The organism is Sandaracinobacteroides saxicola (assembly GCF_014117445.1).
Classification (GTDB): domain Bacteria; phylum Pseudomonadota; class Alphaproteobacteria; order Sphingomonadales; family Sphingomonadaceae; genus Sandaracinobacteroides_A; species Sandaracinobacteroides_A saxicola.
The window spans coordinates 2267845-2283434 of the sequence record NZ_CP059851.1 but is presented as its reverse complement, the minus strand read 5'-3'; the positions used below and the strand labels follow the sequence as shown (position 1 = coordinate 2283434).

The following is a 15590-nucleotide window of genomic DNA, read 5'->3' as shown; positions in this document are numbered from 1 at the left end:
GCGCGCCCGTTTCACCATCGGGGAGGGCGTTCTGACGCATGGTCCCCGATGAGACCCTCCTAAGCCCTGAGGAAGGCGACGCGAGCGAGGCAGGTCCGACCCGGACCTGTGTGCTGACGCGCGCCACCGGTGACCGCGCCGCCTTCATCCGGCTGGTGCGCGGGCCCGATGGCGCGGCCTGGCCGGACCTTGCGGCGAAGCTGCCGGGCCGCGGGGCGTGGATCGTGCCCGACCGTTCGCTGCTGGCGGCGGTGGCGCCGCGGAAACTGTCCGGCCTGCTGACGCGGGCGCTGCGCGCGCCGACGTCGGTGCCGGACGATCTGGTCGAGCGCATCGATGCTGGGTTGCGGGCGCGGCTGTTGCAGCGGCTGGGGCTGGAGCATCGCGCCGGGCATCTGATGTTCGGCAGCGACCGGCTGGGCGAAGGCGTGCGGCGGGGGCAGCTGTTCGCGCTGTTCCACGCCGCCGACGCGGCGGAGGATGGCGCGGGCAAGCTGGCGCAGGCGGCGCGGGTGGGGGAGGCGATTGCGCCCGTTCGTCTGCCGATCGACCGGCTCGCCTTGTCGCGCGCGCTGGGACGTGACAATACGGTGCATCTTGGTGTCACCAACAGCAGCGCGGCGGCTCGGATCATGGCCGATGTCGCCCGGCTGGCTGCATGGTGCGGCGAAATCATGGATAATGAAGGGGCCGCGGCCCCGCTGAAGGCAGAAGACGAAGCATGACCGAAGACAACAAGCCCAAACTCGGCCTCCGTCCCCAGCTGGGGGTGAAGCGCACCGTGGAGGTGGGCCAGGTGAAACAGACCTTCAGCCATGGCCGCACGCACAAGGTGGTGGTGGAGACCAAGAAGCAGCGCGTGTTCCGCAAGCCGGGGGACCCGGTTGACGCCGACGTGGCCGAGGAAATGGTGGAAGCGCCGGCACCCGTGGCGCCGCCCGCGCCCGTGGCCGCGCCGCCGAAACCCGCGCCCGTCCCGGCGCCGCCGCCCCGCCCGGTGATGCCGGCGATGGGATCGATGTCTGCCAAGGAGCGGCAGGCGATGATGTTGCGCCAGGCCGAGGAAGAGCGGCTGCGCATCGCCGAGGACATGCGGGTGCGCGAGGAGCGCGCCAGGGCGGAGGCCGCGGAAGCGGAAAAACGCCGCATCGAGGAAAAGGCACGGGCCGAAGCCGAAGCGGCGGCGGCCGCCGCGGCGGAAGCGGAACGGGCGGCGAAGGCCGCCGTGGAGGCACCGGCCGAGGCGGTGGCGGCGGCGGAAGCGGAGGAGGAACGCCCGCGGGGCGGTGCGCCCGTGGCGCGCGCGCCGCTGGCCCCCCGCCGTGCGCCGGAACCGCCGGCCAAGCCGGCGCGGCCGCGCGTCGACGATCGGCGCCAGGGTGGCAAGCTGACCATCACCCGCGCGCTGGGCGAGGATGACAATGGCTTCCGCGCGCGCTCGCTCGCCAGCCTGAAGCGGGCGCGGGAGAAGGACCGGCGCAGCCATGGCGGTGGTGCCGGCGCGGCGCCGGCGCGGCAGCCGCGCGAGGTGCAGGTGCCCGAGGCGATCACCGTGCAGGAGCTGGCGAACCGGATGGCGGAGCGCACCTCCGACCTTGTGAAGACATTGTTCAAGATGGGCACGCCGGTGACGGCGACGCAGACCATCGACCAGGACACCGCCGAGCTGCTGGTGACCGAGTTCGGCCACATCATCAAGCGCGTGTCCGACAGCGACGTGGAAATCGGCGTGGGTGGCGAGGCGGACGTGGATACCGACCTGCAGCCGCGGCCGCCGGTGGTGACGATCATGGGCCATGTCGACCATGGCAAGACCAGCCTGCTGGATGCGCTGCGCGGCACCGATGTGGTGGCCGGCGAGGCCGGTGGCATCACGCAGCATATCGGCGCCTATCAGGTGACGCTGAAATCGGGCGCGAAGATCAGCTTCCTGGACACGCCGGGGCACGAGGCCTTTACCGAGATGCGGGCACGCGGCGCGACGATCACCGATATCGTGGTGATCGTGGTCGCCGGTGACGACGGGCTGATGCCGCAGACGATCGAGGCGATCAACCACACCAAGGCGGCCGGCGTGCCGATGATCGTGGCGATCAACAAGATGGACAAGCCGGGCAGCGATGCCAACAAGATCCGCACCGCACTGTTGCAGCATGACGTGCAGGTCGAGGCGATGGGCGGCGAGGTGCAGGATGTCGAGGTCTCGGCGCTGAAGAAGACCGGGCTCGATGAACTGACCGACAAGATCCTGTTGCAGGCCGAACTGCTGGAGCTGCGCGCCAATCCGGACCGGATGGCGGAAGCGACGGTGGTGGAGGCCAAGCTGGACAAGGGCAAGGGGCCGCTGGCGACGGTTCTTGTTCGCCGCGGCACGCTGCGCACGGGCGACATCTTCGTGGTGGGCACGGAAAGCGGCAAGGTGCGCGCGCTGGTGAATGACAAGGGCCAGCAGGTGAAGGAGGCCGGGCCGTCGGTGCCGGTGGAGGTGCTCGGCCTGACCGGGGTGCCGATGGCCGGCGACAATCTGGCCGTGGTGGAGAATGAGGCGCGGGCCCGCGAGGTGGCGCTCTATCGGCAGCAGGTGGCGACGGCGAAGCGGACAACGTCTGCGCCGGCGAGCCTCGAATCGATGTTCTCGGCGATCAGCGCGACGAAGGCCGTGGAGTTCCCCTGCGTCATCAAGGCCGATGTCCATGGTTCGGTCGAGGCCATCGTCTCGGCGGTCAACAAGCTGTCCACCGATGACATCAAGGTGCGGGTGCTGCATTCGGGCGTGGGCGGCATCACCGAATCCGACGTGACGCTGGCGCGGGCTTCGGGCGCGCCGATCATCGGCTTCAACGTGCGGCCGAATGCCAAGGCGCGGGAGGCGGCGCAGCAGGCGGGCGTGGCGCTGAAATATTACGACATCATCTATGACCTGCTCGACGAGATGAAGCTCGCCATGGCGGGCAAGCTGGGTCCGGAATATTTCGAGACGGTGGTGGGCCGTGCCCAGGTCCGCGAAGTGTTCCAGGCCGGCAAGTTCGGCAAGGCCGCCGGCGTGATGGTGCAGGAGGGACTGATCAAGCGCAACCTGCGCGCCCGGGTGCTGCGCGACGATGTCATCGTCTATACCGGCAGCATCGCTTCGCTGCGGCGGTTCAAGGACGATGTGAACGAGGTGCGCCAGGGCTTCGAATGCGGCATCGGGCTGGAGGGTTTCCAGGACATCGCCGTGGGCGACATCATCGAGACGTTCGACATCGAGGAACGGCTGCGGAGTTTGTGAACGGATGAAGCGCGGTGATGCGCCCTTGGGACCATCGGTTCGCCTGCTGAAGGTGGGCGAGGCGATGCGCCATGTGCTGGCCGACCTGCTGGCACGTGGCGAGGCGCGCGATCCGGACCTGGAGGGGGCGATCATCTCGGTGAGCGAGGTGCGCGTGTCGCCCGACCTGCGGCATGCAACCGCGTTCGTGATGCCGGTGGGGGGCGACGAGGCGGCGCAGGCGAAGGTGCTGAAGGCGCTGAACCGCGTGTCGAAAAGCCTGAAGGGCGAGGTGGCGCGGCGGGTGAACACCAAATATGCCGCCGAGCTGCATTTCCGGCTGGACGAGAGCTATGCCGTGGGCGGGAAGATCGATGCGTTGTTGCGGGACCCGCGGGTGGCGAGGGACCTGGCCGAAGGCGGCTGAAAATAGCGCGCAGCGCTATTTCCAGACTCGCCGCAGGCCTGGCCGGCGTGCGGTTGGCCGTGTCCAACCGACACGTCCGACAAGCGGGCTTTGCCCGCTTTTTTGTTCTTTCTTTTCTTCTTCTCACGCTCTCCGCCCCGCCTGCTGCCCGAGTTCGCGCGGCTTGGCCGCGCAGGGGCGATGGTTCGGGGTTGGTGCAGACGCGCTGGCCCCCTCCGTCAGGCTTTGCCTGACACCTCCCCCGCAGGCGGGGGAGGGGCTTTGGCGCTGGAGCCGATAGTGTGGGGCCCCGGGTCAAGCCCGGGGTGACGGGGCCCCGGGTCGAGCCCGGGGTGACGGGGGGTGTTGGTTTGTTGCGGGTAGGAAACTTGGAAGGTTTTTCGCAAAAAGTGACAGCCTGAATCAAGGGGTTAGCGGAAAAGGGCTGTTTTTGCGCGGCGTCGGGGATCGGTGGCGCGATGGATGCTGAACCAGGTTCAGCAGGGCGGCGGTATGGGGGTTGACAGCGGGTCGGTCGAAGATGAGGGTTATTAACCCATATGGTTATCAGATTGCGTTGAAAAATGCAACTGTTTTTCCGGGGCGGGGCGCGGCATGGTCGGGGACATGGTGAACCGGCTTTATTATGGCGACAATCTGGACTGGCTGGCGAATGCGGCGGTGTTTCCGGACGGATGCGTGGACCTGATTTACCTGGACCCGCCGTTCAATTCGAACGCGACCTACAGCCAGTTGTTCAAGTCGCCGGACGGGAAGACGGCGGACAGCCAGATCGAGGCGTTCGAGGACACGTGGGCCTGGGGGGTTTCGGCCGAGGCGGCCTATGAGCGGGTGCTGCGCGAGGGGAATACCGACGTGGCGCAGCTGTTGCAGGCGCTGCGCGGGTTCCTGCACGACAATGCGATGATGGCCTATCTGGCGATGATGTCGGCGCGGCTGGTGGAGCTGCACCGGGTGCTGAAGCCGACGGGCAGCCTGTATCTGCACTGCGATCCGACGGCGAGCCATTATCTGAAGTTGCTGCTGGATGCGGCGTTCGGGGTAGAGAACTACCGGAATGAAATTATCTGGAAGCGCACTAGCGCACATTCAAATGCGACGCGGAAGCTGGCTGCTGTCCACGATGTCATTCTACTGTACGTTAAATCTGAATCGGCGATCTGGAATCAGCTATATACGCCATATAGTGAGGAATATATCGCAGAGCATTTTGTACATTTTGACTCTGATGGTCGTAGGTTTCGACGATCAGATTTGGTAAATCCTTCAATACGTCCAAATCTGACGTATGATTTTCATGCTAGCAATGGCAGAGTTTATAAACCTCACCGGAATGGGTGGAAGGTTTCATTGCCCGTTATGCAGCAGCTTGATGCCGAGAACCGCCTCTTTTTCCCCGCCAAAGCTGATGCGAGATTGAGAAAAAAGATATACTTAGACGAGAGCCCCGGAGTTCCGTTGACGGATGCCTGGGATGACTTGCCTCCCATTCATGCGTCCGCCCAAGAACGCCTCGGCTACCCCACGCAGAAACCGCTTGCGCTGCTGGAGCGCATCATTTCCGCTTCGTCCAATCCCGGCGATGTGGTGCTGGACCCGTTCTGCGGCTGCGGGACGGCGGTGCATGCGGCGGAGAAGCTGGGCCGGAAGTGGATCGGGATCGACATCACGCACCTGTCGATCGCGCTGATCGAGAAGCGGTTGCGGGATGCGTTTCCGGGGATTTCCTTCGTCACGGAGGGGCTGCCGAAGGACCTGGCCTCGGCACAGCTGCTGGCCGAGCGGGACAAGCATGAGTTCCAGAAATGGGTGGTGACCTGGATTGGCGGGCGGCCGTGGAAGGGCGGGCAGAAGGGCGCGGACGGCGGCATCGACGGGCTGATGTTCTTCAACGGGTATGACGGTTCCGGCAAGATGACCCATGAAAAGGCGATCATCTCGGTGAAGGGCGGCGCCACGCGCGGTGTCGGCTTTGTGTCGGAGCTGGTGGAGACCATCGGCCGCGAAAAGGCCGCGCTGGGCATCTTGATCATGGCGGCGCTGCCGACGAAGGAGATGGAAAGCAGGGCGGCAGCGGCGGGGTTTTTCGAGACCGGGCTGCATGCGAAAGTGCCGCGCATCCAGATCCTGACGCTGGCGGAGCTGTTCGCGGGCAAGCGGCCGCTGATCCCGAATGTGAGCGCGGCGATGTTCAAGGCGGCGCCGGTGGAGGCGAAGGTGCAGGGGGATCTGGGGGTTTAGGGGGGTGGTGCACTCATGCGGAGGAGGCACCCACCCCCGCTCGGCTGTCGCCGAGTCGCCCCTCCCGCTGTCTGCTTCGCAGCGCAGGAGGGGTGTGGCAGCTACACCGGCTCGCTGACGCGGGGTTGCCCTTTTCTGTTCACTGTACTCAGAGGATATACGTGTGGGGGCCTTGCCGATGCGGCCGGCGGCGAAGCCACCGAGTCCGCTGGGAGGTGAAGAAAAGAAAGAAAATGTCGGCGGAGCCGACTCGTCGGCCATGTCAGGCGAGCCGGCTCGCCTGCATGCCGGCCGGGCACTGCGGCGAGTCTCGCGCGTTTCGGACCGACGGTCCTTCAAAGCGCGAGCCGCCTTGGCCTATTGCGGCGGCCCGCCGGCCGGGACGCCGCCGAACTGGCCGATGTTGCCGAACAGGTCGTCGAGCAGGCTTTCGTCGCGGCCCAGCGTGGGGGTCTTGTCGGGGTTGGGGGTGATGCTGGCGACCTGTTCCAGGCCGCGGCGTTCGACCTTCTGCACCACGTCCTTGGCATCGAAGGTGATGATCAGGATGCTCTGCGCGCTGGGGACGGGGCGGAGGAAGGCGAGCTGTTTCGAGTTGCGGCTGATGTAATACCATTGCCGGCCGTCGAACTGGGCGGCCATGGTGGGGCGGCCCAGGGTGCGCTGCACCGAGCTTTTGTTGTCGACGCCGGGCTGCACCGAGGCGAGCAGCTGCTCGTCCGCGACATAGCCTTCGGAGATGGGAATGCGGGTGCAGGCCGGGAGCAGGCCCGCGGCCAGCACCGCACTGATCAACATGAGACGCATCGACACACCCTTTGCTCCGCCCGGTCGCGGCCCACCTGTGCGCTTGCCATAGGGAAGGCGCTGCGGCACGGCAAGACCATGTCATTCCTGACCCGCCTGTTCACGCCGAAGCGCCGCGAGCGCGCCGACCTGTGGGACGCCATTGTGCGCGTGGCGCGGGAGGAGCGCTGGTATCTGCGCCACGGCGTGCCGGACACGGTGGATGGCCGGTTCGACATGGTGGCGCTGGTGACGAGCCTGGTGATGCTGCGGTTCGAGCGCGAGGGGGCGTTGCAGGACAGCGCCTGGCTGACCGAGAGTTTCGTGGACGACATGGACGGGAGCCTGCGGCAACTGGGCATCGGCGACATGGTGATCGGCAAGCATATGGGGAAGGTGACCGGCTCGCTGGGCGGGCGGATCGACGGCTATCGCCGGGCGCTGGAGCCGGAGGCGGACAGGGCGGCGCTGGCGGCGGCGCTGGTGCGCAATGTGTGGCGCGGGGCGGCGCCCGATGAGACGGCGCCGGCGGAGCTGGCGGCGGCGGTGGTGGCGCTGAAGGCGCGCCTGGACGCGCTGCCGGGGGAGGCGCTGCTGAATGGGCGATTTTGAGCTGCGGGTGCCGCTGGAGCGCTTGGGCGCGACCGCCCAACCCTATCGGATGGCGGCGGATGACAGGCAGCGGGCGGCGCTGGCGGCGCGGTACGACCTGATTGCGCTGGAGCGGCTGGAGGCGGTGCTGGAGGTGGCGCGGACGGCCGACGGCGCGGTGGCGACGGGGCGGGTGACGGGGCGCGCGGTGCAGGCCTGCGTGGTGTCGGGCGAGCCGGTGGTGGCGGAGGTGGACGAGGCGGTGAGCCTGCGCTTCGCGGTGCTGGCACCCGGCGAGGAGGTGGAGCTGGCCGACGACGAGCTGGATGTGGTGCCGATCGAGGGCGGGGCGATCGACCTGGGGGCGGCGGTGGCCGAGACGCTACTGCTCGCGCTGCCGGCATTTCCGCGCGCGGACGAGGCGGTGCTGGCGGGGGTGCGGCGGCGGCTGCTGAGCGAGGAGGAGGCGGCGGCGCAGATCGAACGCGACCGGCTGGCGGCGAGCCCGTTCGCGAAGCTGAAGAGATGAGCGTGCTGATTGCGCCGAAGACCACGGTGTTCGAGGCGACATCCGCCGCGTGCCGGGCGAGCGGGGCCATCAACCTGGGGCAGGGCTTTCCCGATGGCTGCGGGCCGCTGGCGGTGCGGGAGGCGGCGGCGCGGGCGGTGATCGACGGCCCGCACCATTATCCGCCGATGGCGGGCTTGCCGGAACTCCGGGTGGCGGTGGCGGACCATTATGCGCGGCATCTGGGGCTGGCGATCGAGCCCATGGACGGCGTGACGGTGACGAGCGGCGCGACCGAGGCGCTGGCGTGCGCGATTTTCGCCCTGGTGGAGCCGGGCGATGCGGTGGTGATCATCGAGCCGGCCTATGATGCCTATGCGCCGTTGGTGCGGCGGGCGGGGGGCGTGGTGCGGGCCATCGAGGTGCGGCCGCCGGACTGGCGCATCGACCGGCAAGAGCTGGCGCGGGCGGCCGAGGGGGCCCGGCTGCTGATCGTGAATGATCCGGTCAATCCGTGCGGCACACGGCTGCATGCCGACGACCGGGCGGCGCTGGCCGACGCGGTGCTGGCGAACGACGCCTGGCTGCTGTGTGACGAGGTGTGGGAGTGGGTGCTCGACCCGGGCGTGGCGCATGCGTCGATGCTGGCGGATGCGCGGCTGGCGGCACGGACGGTGAAGGTGGGGAGCGCGGGGAAGATTTTCGCGCTGACGGGGTGGAAGGTGGGGTGGCTGTGCGCGGCGCCGGCGCTGGGCGCGCGGCTGCGGGCGGTGCACCAGTTTCTGACCTTCACCACGCCGCCTTCCCTGCAGATGGCGGTGGCGCGGGGGCTGGCGGACGATGCCGGCTGGCTGGCGGCGATGCGGGCCGAAATCGCGGGCAGGCGGGCGCGGCTGGCGGCGGGGCTGCGGGAGGCGGGCTATGCGGTGCTGCCGTCCGACGCGACCTGGTTTTTGAATGTGGACCTGGCGGCGTCGGGCGTGGCGATGGATGACGCGGCGTTCAATGCGCGGCTGATCGCCGACCATGGCGTGGCGGGGATTCCGGTGAGCGCCTTTTACGAGAACGATGGCCCGCGGCACATCCTGCGGCTGTGCCATGCCAAGGCGGCGGCGACGCTGGACGCGGCGGTGGCGCGGCTGGGGGCGGCGTTGCGGGCTGTGACCTAAGCCGTAGACTCAAAGTCTGTCAGGTTATGGCGGCTGATGCCGACGTTGAACCATAAGCTAAACATGCCGCCAAGGCTTATGGCTGTGGGGGCTGGTCATATAGTGGCCCAACGCCCCAAGTAGGCGGAAGGTCAAGATCAGCCTGATCACACCACGTAAGGTGTCCGGCCTTGTAAGCATCACTGTGGACAAGGTCGGAATGAACTGTGCGCAGGGCCAGCATGAGTGCTTGAAGGCCATCTTCCCCGCACGCATACCGGCGAACCTCCCGCCCCGGCCATCCTATGAAATAATGGCACTGGAATTCGCCTCCAGGTGCCTTTGATGGCGTGAAAAAGCGGACAGTCAACGCACCGCCATTGAGCTCGAACCTGCGTTCTACGAATGGCGTTTCCGTCATCAGCCTTCCTTCACTGCCGAGCAGGTTTAGCGTGGAGCTTGGGGAGCGGCAACTTTTGTGAGTTTACCGCTTAAAAATCCGAACAGATGCCCTTGTTCTCCCAGTCGCCATAGCGGGTGGGTTCGGGGCCTTTGCGGCCACCTTTTTCCGGGGGAAGGGCGGGGGGTTCGGGCGGGTCGGCCGGTGGCGGGGCGGCTGGCGGAACGGGCTGGTCGGCCATCAGGGGTTTCCTTTTCCGCCTTGGCATCTAGGGTTTCGCGCAAGGCACGACAAGGAGGGGTGGATGGCGTCTTTGCAGGGGAAGGTGATCGCGGTGACCGGCGCGGGGAGCGGCATCGGCCGGGCGCTGGCGCTGGGACTGGCGCGGCGCGGGGCCAGCGTTGCGCTCGCCGACAAGGACGCCGATGGCCTGGCCGAGACGGTGCGGCTGCTGGGCAATTATCCCGTTTCGAGCGCCGCGTTCGATGTGACCGACCATGCGGCGTTGCGGCGCTGGGTGGAGGGGGCGGTCACGTCCTTCGGCGGGCTGGACGGCATCATCAACAATGCCGGGCTGAGCGTGGTGGCGCCGTTCGCCGACTGCCCGCGCGAGGATTTCGACCGGGTGATGGCGGTGAATTTCGATGCGGTGGTGGAAGGCTGCCGGCTGGCGCTGCCGCATGTCCGCGCCCGCGCGGCGGCGCAGGGGTCGGGGTGGATCGTCAATATTTCCAGCGTGTTCGGGATGATGGCCTATCCGACGCAATCGGCCTACAACGCCAGCAAGTTCGCGGTGCGCGGGCTCACTGAGGCGATGCATGAGGAGCTGAAGGTCACCGATCCGAACGTGACGGTGATCCGCGTGCACCCGGGCGGCATCAAGACCAATGTGGCGCGGAACGCCAAGCAGATCGCGCACATGCCGGGGACGCCGAACGCCATCGACAGTGCCGCCGAGTTCGAGAAGGCGGCGCGGACGACGCCGGAGGAAGCCGCGGAGGTGATCATCTCGGGCATGGAAAAGCGACGGCATCGGGTGCTGATCGGACCGGATGCGCGGTTCATCGATGTGATCACGCGGCTGTTCCCGGTCAGCTACATGAAGCGGATCGGCCTGTTCCTGGGCGGCGGCAATCGCTGAGGGCGATCCCGCGGGCACGCCGGCGCGGCGGGCGGCGGTGCAGCTGCTGCACGCGGTGACCGTGCTGGGGAAGCCGCTGGACGCGGTGCTGGGCGGCGCGCTGGGGGGATTGCCGCAGGGCAATGACCGGGCGCTGGCGCACGCCCTGGTGGGGCAGGCGCTGCGCTGGCTGGTGGATCTGGACGCGCTGATCGACAGCACGACGGCCGAGGTGCTGGCGCCCGACGTGCGCGTGCGGCAGGTGCTGCGGGTGGCGCTGGTGGGGGCGCTGCGGCTGGGGACGCCGCCGCATGCGGTGATCGCGACCGCGCTGCCGCTGTTGGCGGGCGGCCCGCGGCGGCTGGCGCACGGGGTGCTCTCGACGCTGTTCAAGCGGCGCGCGGCATTGCCGCCGGTGCCGACGCTGCCGCCGGCGTGGGCGGCGCGGTGGCGGGCGCAGTGGGGCGAGGACATGGTGGCGGCGGCGAGCGCGGCGCTCGCCGAGGTGCCGCCGCTGGATGTGGCGGTGCAGCGGGCGACTGACGGGCTGGAGGGGGTGTCCTTGCTGCCGGGGCATCTTCGGCTGGCGGGGACCCATGGCGTAGAGGCGATTCCCGGCTATGCCAGCGGCGACTGGTGGGTGCAGGATGTGGCGGCGCAGCTGCCGGTGACGCTGTTGGGCGATGTGGCGGGGATGCGCGTGCTGGACCTGTGCGCGGCGCCGGGGGGCAAGACGATGCAGCTGGCGGCGCGCGGGGCGCATGTGGTGGCGCTGGAGAAGGAGGCGCGGCGGGTGGCGCGGATCGAGGCGAACCTGGCGCGCACGGACCTGCGCGCGGAGATCGTGGTGGCCGATGCGCTGGAGTGGGAACCGGGGCAGGCGTTCGATGCGGTGCTGCTGGACGCGCCCTGTTCGGCAAGCGGCGTGTTCCGGCGGCATCCCGACCTGCTGCACCTGAAGGCGATGGAGGATCTGGGCGCGCTGCTGGTGGTGCAGGCGGCGTTGCGGGCCCGGGCGGCGGCATGGCTGAAGCCGGGGGGGCGAATGGTCTATGCGGTGTGCTCGCTGGAGCGGGCGGAGGGAGAGGAGCATGCACCGCCGCCCGGGGTGGTGGCTGAGCCGCTGCTGACAGCGGAGCTGCCGGATTGGGTGACGCCCGCGGCGGATGGCACGGTGCGGGTGCTGCCGGGGATGGTGGAGGGTGGCGCGGACGGGTTTTTCATGGCGCGGTGGCGGAGGGGGTGACGCACGTGATTTGGTCTTTGCGGCACGACCCCCACCCCGTCCCCCCCACTCTACGTTCGCTGCGCTCACGTGGGGGGAGGGGGTTTTGTGGGGCGTGTGCAGGGATGTCCCCCTCCGTCAGCTTTGCTGACACCTCCCCCGCAAGCGGGGGAGGGGCTTCGCTTCTATCCCATGCACTCGATCAGCGGCAGCGGACGCTGCCCTTGCCGCTTCAGCGGCAGCGAACACTACCTTTGTCGATTTCGCTGCCGATGATGGCGCCGATGCCGCCGCCGAGCACGCTGCCGAGCAGCTTGTCGCCGCGGCCGGCGACGAGGTTGCCGAGGGTGCCGCCGGCCAGCGCGCCGACCAAGAGGCCGGTGGTACCGTCGCTGCGACGGCAATAATAGCGGCCGTCGTCACCACGCCAGTAGCCGACGTTGCGGCTGTAACGCGGGTCGCCGCGATACCAGCGGTCATTCTGGTAGCGCCAGCCGTTGTTGTAGGCCTGGGTGTAATAATAGCGATCGCCGCGATAATGCTGGCGCCAGTCGCGGCGGTCGTCGCGCCAGTCGTCATGGCGCTTTTCATAGCGGCGGCCGTCGCGCACACCCTCGCGGTAGGCGCGGCGTTCATCGCGCCAGTCGTCGCGGTCGTCCTTGCGCACGCCCTGCCAATAGCCGTTGCGATAACCGTCGCGGAAATCGGGGTCGCGCCAGTCCTGATACTGGACGCGGTCGCCGCGCCAGCCGTGCGCGGGCGCCCAGTCCGGCGGGCTGGCCAGCGCCGGGGCGGCCAGCAGGGCAGCGGCGGCGGTGATCATGGCTTTCTGCATCATCATGCTCCTTCGAATCCACCATCTGCTGGTGTGAGACGGGAATTACGTGCGCCTGATTGAAGCGTTCCTTAAACTTTCCTTCATGTGACCTTCATCGGCCGAGGGCGGCGAGGAAGGCGGCGCCGTAGCGCTCGCGCTTGGCTTCGCCGACGCCGGGGATGGTGGCGAGGTCGGCGAGGTTGCGCGGGTTGGCGGCGACGATCGCGTGCAGCACGCTGTCGTGGAAGATGACGTAGGGGGGCACGCCGGCGGCGACCGCAAGCTCGCGGCGCAGCGCGCGCAGGCGCTCAAACCGGGGGTCGGAACTGTCGGCGGGGGTGCCGCGATCACGGCGGCGTTCGCGTTTCGCCCTGGGCGCCAGCGCGCTGTCGGCGACGCGCACGCTGCGTTCGCCCTTCAGGATGGCGCGCGCGGCGGGGCCGAGGCGGAGGCCGTGATGGTCGGCATCGCGCAGCAGCGCTTCCTCGGCCTCCAGCGTGCGGGCAAGGGCGGCCCAGGCGGTCTTGGGCAGGTCGGCGCCGATGCCGAACAGCGGCAGCCGGTCGTGGCCGAGATCGTTGACACGCGGCGTGGCCTGGCCGCGCAGCACGTCGGTGAGGTGGGCGATGCCGAAGCGCTGCCCGGTGCGATAGACGGCGGAGAGCAGCTTGCGCGCCGGTTCGGTGAGGTCGCTGAGGCGCGGCGGTGACAGGCAATTGTCGCAGGCGCGGCAGGACGGCGCCGGCGAATCGCCGAAATGCGCGAGGAGGGGGACGCGGCGGCAGCCGGTGGCCTCGACGAAGCGCAGCAGCGCGGCCAGGCGCTCGGCCTCGATGGCGCGGCGGGCGGGGTCCTCGATCTCGTCCAGCCATTGCCGGTTGCGGCTGATGTCGCTGCTGCCGTGCAGGGTGACCGCGGTGGCGGGGTCGCCGTCCCGCCCGGCGCGGCCGGTTTCCTGATAATAGCCCTCGATGCTTTTGGGCAGGCCGAGGTGGATGACGAGGCGGACGTCTGGCTTGTCCACGCCCATGCCGAAGGCGACGGTGGCGACCATGATCTGGCCGGGTTCGGCGGCCCAGCGCGCCTGGTTGGCGCTGCGGGTGGGGGCGTCCAGCCCGGCGTGGTAGGGCAGCGCCGGGAAGCCGGCGGCGGCGAGCGCGTCGGCGATCTGGTCCACCTGGGCGCGGCTGCGGCAATAGATGATCGCGGACGCCTGCGGGTGTTTCTGCAACAAGGCGGTGATCTGGGCGCGGGGGTTGCGGCGGGGTTCGACCCGGTAGGTGATGTTGGGCCGGTCGAAGCCGGCGACCAGCATGTTCGCGGGATCGATGCCCAGGTTGGCGCAGATGTCGGCGCGGGTGTTGGCGTCGGCGGTGGCGGTGAGCGCGATGCGCGGGACGTTCGGCAGCGAATCGAGGACGCCGCGGATGAGGCGGTATTCGGGGCGGAAATCATGGCCCCATTCGGAGACGCAATGTGCCTCGTCCACCGCCACCAGCGCGATTCGCGTGGTGGCGAGGAGCGACTGGAAGGCCGGCGTGGCGAGCCGTTCGGGGGAGACGTACAGCAGGTCGAGCGCGCCGCGTTCGAGCGCCGCGCGGGTGCGGGCCTGCGCGTCTGCCGGGTCGGCGCTGGTGAGGCTGGCGGCGCGGACGCCGAAGCCGGTCAAGGCGCGCACCTGGTCCTGCATGAGGGCAATGAGCGGCGAGATGACGAGGGCGGTGCCGGGGCGGACCAGGGCGGGGATCTGGTAGCAGAGCGATTTGCCGGCGCCCGTCGGCATGATGGCGGCGACATCCTGCCCGGCGCAGAGCGCGCCGACGATTGCACCCTGGGAGGGGCGGAAATCGGCAAAGCCGAAGATGCGGGTGAGGCAGTCGCGGGCGGCGGGGGGTGGCGGGGGAAACACGTTGCGGGTGATAGCGGGGCGGCGCGCGCCCTGCTATGGCCGCCCCCATGTTTTTCGAGACGGTGAAGATGCTGCTGGCGGTGGCGTTCGGGGGCGCGGTGGCGCTGTTCGCGGCCGGCGCGCCCTCCGCGGCGGGGGAGGTGAGCGAGATTGCGGTGCGGGCCGAAGCGCTGGCGATGAACCCGGAGGATGCGGCGGCGGACCGGGTGGGGCGGTTGCGCTTCATGGGCGGGCTGGTGCTGCGGTCCGACGAGCGGCGGTTCGGCGGCTGGTCTGCGCTGGCCTGGGAGGGGCGGTGCGGCCGGCTGCTGGCGGTGAGCGATACCGGCAACTGGATGGCGTTCGAGCCGGTGGAAGGCAAGGGGCGATTGACCGGCGTGGGGCGGGCCTGGCTGGCGCCGGTGCTGGGGGCGGATGGCGCGCCGCCGCCCACCAAGGAGGCGGGGGATGCCGAGGCGGTCTCGCTGAGCGGCGGTGAGGCGGACGTGGCGTTCGAGCAGACCCATCGCATCCAGCGTTATGACGGGATCGATGCGTGCGCGCCGGAGACGCTGGCGGCGCGGGCGCGGGCGGTGGAGGCGATTCCGGCGAGCGGCGCCTGGCCCCGCAATGGCGGCGCGGAGGCGTTCACGCGGCTGGGCGATGGGCGGATGCTGGCGCTTTCGGAAGAGGCGGCGGGGCCGGATGGCGGACGCGATGCGCTGATCTGGCGCGACGGCAAGGTGGAGCGGCGCTTCAGCTGGCTGCCGCCGAGCGGGTTCGATCCCACCGACATGGTGATGGTGGGCACGAAGGCGCTGGTGCTGCACCGGAAATTCTCGCCGTTGACGGGCGCGGCGGCGGCGATTGCCGTGGCGGACATTGCCGGCCAGCTGGACGGCAGCGCGACGGAAACGCTGGTGCGGCCGGAGGTGCTGGCGACGATCGCGCCGCCGCTGAGCGTGGACAATATGGAGGGGATGGCGCTGCGTCGGGAGGGGGGGCGGATGTTCCTCTATCTGATGTCGGATGACAATTTCCGGTCCGTGCAGCGGACGTTGTTGCTGAAGTTCGAGCTGGTGGGAGAGTGAAAGGGCGCGGTTTGCACCCACCCCCGCCGCGCTATCGCGCGAGTCGCCCCTCCCGCTCTCGGCTACGCCGGGCAGGAGGGGTGTATTGCGCCGCTGCC

General features: G+C 69.0%; 15 protein-coding genes. 10 read left to right on the top strand and 5 right to left on the bottom strand.

The genetic code is table 11. The features are described from left to right. The first annotated feature begins 38 nt into the window (after nucleotides 1–38). From H3309_RS11475 to H3309_RS17725, 4 genes are all read left to right on the top strand, one after another. On the top strand, nucleotides 39–725 hold the full coding sequence (locus tag H3309_RS11475; RefSeq protein WP_182294836.1) for a DUF448 domain-containing protein: 687 nt from the start codon (nucleotides 39–41) through the stop codon (nucleotides 723–725). Next, a complete protein-coding gene (gene infB / locus H3309_RS11470; protein ID WP_182294835.1) occupies nucleotides 722–3271 on the top strand; it encodes a translation initiation factor IF-2 in 2550 nt (849 codons plus the stop codon). The genes H3309_RS11475 and infB overlap by 4 nt, the downstream gene beginning before the upstream one ends. Nucleotides 3272–3275: 4 nt before the next feature. Next, complete coding sequence (gene rbfA / locus H3309_RS11465) at nucleotides 3276–3677, top strand: 30S ribosome-binding factor RbfA (protein ID WP_182294834.1); 402 nt, start codon at nucleotides 3276–3278, stop codon at nucleotides 3675–3677. Between the two features lie 594 nt (nucleotides 3678–4271). Beyond that, the gene (locus tag H3309_RS17725; protein WP_317983322.1) at nucleotides 4272–5918 is read left to right on the top strand and encodes a site-specific DNA-methyltransferase; all 1647 of its coding nucleotides are present in this window, start codon (nucleotides 4272–4274) and stop codon (nucleotides 5916–5918) included. Nucleotides 5919–6275: 357 nt separating this feature from the next. Here H3309_RS17725 and H3309_RS11455 read toward each other — a convergent pair whose 3' ends face one another. Further along, a complete protein-coding gene (locus tag H3309_RS11455; RefSeq protein ID WP_182294833.1) occupies nucleotides 6276–6725 on the bottom strand; it encodes an outer membrane protein assembly factor BamE in 450 nt (149 codons plus the stop codon). Between the two features lie 78 nt (nucleotides 6726–6803). On the opposite strand from H3309_RS11455, the gene H3309_RS11450 reads away from it, so the two are divergent. The 3 genes from H3309_RS11450 to H3309_RS11440 are packed head-to-tail and all read left to right on the top strand — an operon-like array spanning nucleotide 6804 to nucleotide 8972. After that, nucleotides 6804–7316 (top strand): ubiquinol-cytochrome C chaperone family protein, encoded by a 513-nt coding sequence (locus H3309_RS11450; protein WP_182294832.1) that lies wholly within the window; start codon nucleotides 6804–6806, stop codon nucleotides 7314–7316. Then, on the top strand, nucleotides 7303–7824 hold the full coding sequence (locus tag H3309_RS11445; RefSeq protein WP_182294831.1) for a YceD family protein: 522 nt from the start codon (nucleotides 7303–7305) through the stop codon (nucleotides 7822–7824). Before H3309_RS11450 ends, H3309_RS11445 begins: the two co-directional genes overlap by 14 nt. Then, on the top strand, nucleotides 7821–8972 hold the full coding sequence (locus H3309_RS11440) for an aminotransferase (RefSeq protein WP_182294830.1): 1152 nt from the start codon (nucleotides 7821–7823) through the stop codon (nucleotides 8970–8972). The genes H3309_RS11445 and H3309_RS11440 overlap by 4 nt, the downstream gene beginning before the upstream one ends. Nucleotides 8973–9048: 76 nt before the next feature. On the opposite strand, the gene H3309_RS17795 is transcribed toward H3309_RS11440, so the two are convergent. Together H3309_RS17795 and H3309_RS11435 are read right to left on the bottom strand one after the other, a co-directional pair. Continuing rightward, nucleotides 9049–9372, bottom strand: a complete 324-nt coding sequence (locus H3309_RS17795; protein ID WP_398398238.1) for a DUF6968 family protein — start codon at nucleotides 9370–9372, stop codon at nucleotides 9049–9051. Nucleotides 9373–9442: 70 nt separating this feature from the next. Further along, nucleotides 9443–9592, bottom strand: a complete 150-nt coding sequence (locus tag H3309_RS11435; protein ID WP_207791500.1) for a DUF1674 domain-containing protein — start codon at nucleotides 9590–9592, stop codon at nucleotides 9443–9445. Between the two features lie 63 nt (nucleotides 9593–9655). Here H3309_RS11435 and H3309_RS11430 point away from each other — a divergent pair, with 63 nt between their 5' ends. Together H3309_RS11430 and H3309_RS11425 are read left to right on the top strand one after the other, a co-directional pair. After that, a complete protein-coding gene (locus tag H3309_RS11430) occupies nucleotides 9656–10492 on the top strand; it encodes an SDR family NAD(P)-dependent oxidoreductase (protein WP_182294828.1) in 837 nt (278 codons plus the stop codon). Next, nucleotides 10485–11717 (top strand): RsmB/NOP family class I SAM-dependent RNA methyltransferase, encoded by a 1233-nt coding sequence (locus tag H3309_RS11425; RefSeq protein ID WP_182298708.1) that lies wholly within the window; start codon nucleotides 10485–10487, stop codon nucleotides 11715–11717. Before H3309_RS11430 ends, H3309_RS11425 begins: the two co-directional genes overlap by 8 nt. 211 nt (nucleotides 11718–11928) lie before the next feature. On the opposite strand, the gene H3309_RS11420 is transcribed toward H3309_RS11425, so the two are convergent. Together H3309_RS11420 and recQ are read right to left on the bottom strand one after the other, a co-directional pair. Then, nucleotides 11929–12537: a glycine zipper 2TM domain-containing protein gene (locus tag H3309_RS11420; RefSeq protein ID WP_243453705.1), complete on the bottom strand. Its 609-nt coding sequence runs from the start codon at nucleotides 12535–12537 to the stop codon at nucleotides 11929–11931. 88 nt (nucleotides 12538–12625) lie between these two features. Continuing rightward, nucleotides 12626–14422, bottom strand: a complete 1797-nt coding sequence (recQ, locus tag H3309_RS11415; RefSeq protein ID WP_182294827.1) for a DNA helicase RecQ — start codon at nucleotides 14420–14422, stop codon at nucleotides 12626–12628. A gap of 35 nt (nucleotides 14423–14457) precedes the next feature. On the opposite strand from recQ, the gene H3309_RS11410 reads away from it, so the two are divergent. Then, nucleotides 14458–15492 (top strand): esterase-like activity of phytase family protein, encoded by a 1035-nt coding sequence (locus tag H3309_RS11410; RefSeq protein ID WP_182294826.1) that lies wholly within the window; start codon nucleotides 14458–14460, stop codon nucleotides 15490–15492. Nucleotides 15493–15590: the final 98 nt, after the last annotated feature.

Bases quoted from the DNA above. Each gene is read 5' to 3' on its own strand.
- H3309_RS17725 (WP_317983322.1), top strand. From the start codon at position 4,272: ATGGTCGGGGACATGGTGAACCGGCTTTATTATGGCGACAATCTGGAC.
- H3309_RS11410 (WP_182294826.1), top strand. From the start codon at position 14,458: ATGGCCGCCCCCATGTTTTTCGAGACGGTGAAGATGCTGCTGGCGGTG.
- H3309_RS11450 (WP_182294832.1), top strand. From the start codon at position 6,804: ATGTCATTCCTGACCCGCCTGTTCACGCCGAAGCGCCGCGAGCGCGCC.
- H3309_RS17795 (WP_398398238.1), bottom strand. From the start codon at position 9,372: ATGACGGAAACGCCATTCGTAGAACGCAGGTTCGAGCTCAATGGCGGT.
- H3309_RS11445 (WP_182294831.1), top strand. From the start codon at position 7,303: ATGGGCGATTTTGAGCTGCGGGTGCCGCTGGAGCGCTTGGGCGCGACC.
- H3309_RS11440 (WP_182294830.1), top strand. From the start codon at position 7,821: ATGAGCGTGCTGATTGCGCCGAAGACCACGGTGTTCGAGGCGACATCC.
- H3309_RS11475 (WP_182294836.1), top strand. From the start codon at position 39: ATGGTCCCCGATGAGACCCTCCTAAGCCCTGAGGAAGGCGACGCGAGC.
- H3309_RS11455 (WP_182294833.1), bottom strand. From the start codon at position 6,725: ATGCGTCTCATGTTGATCAGTGCGGTGCTGGCCGCGGGCCTGCTCCCG.
- H3309_RS11420 (WP_243453705.1), bottom strand. From the start codon at position 12,537: ATGATGATGCAGAAAGCCATGATCACCGCCGCCGCTGCCCTGCTGGCC.
- rbfA (WP_182294834.1), top strand. From the start codon at position 3,276: ATGAAGCGCGGTGATGCGCCCTTGGGACCATCGGTTCGCCTGCTGAAG.
- H3309_RS11430 (WP_182294828.1), top strand. From the start codon at position 9,656: ATGGCGTCTTTGCAGGGGAAGGTGATCGCGGTGACCGGCGCGGGGAGC.
- infB (WP_182294835.1), top strand. From the start codon at position 722: ATGACCGAAGACAACAAGCCCAAACTCGGCCTCCGTCCCCAGCTGGGG.
- H3309_RS11435 (WP_207791500.1), bottom strand. From the start codon at position 9,592: ATGGCCGACCAGCCCGTTCCGCCAGCCGCCCCGCCACCGGCCGACCCG.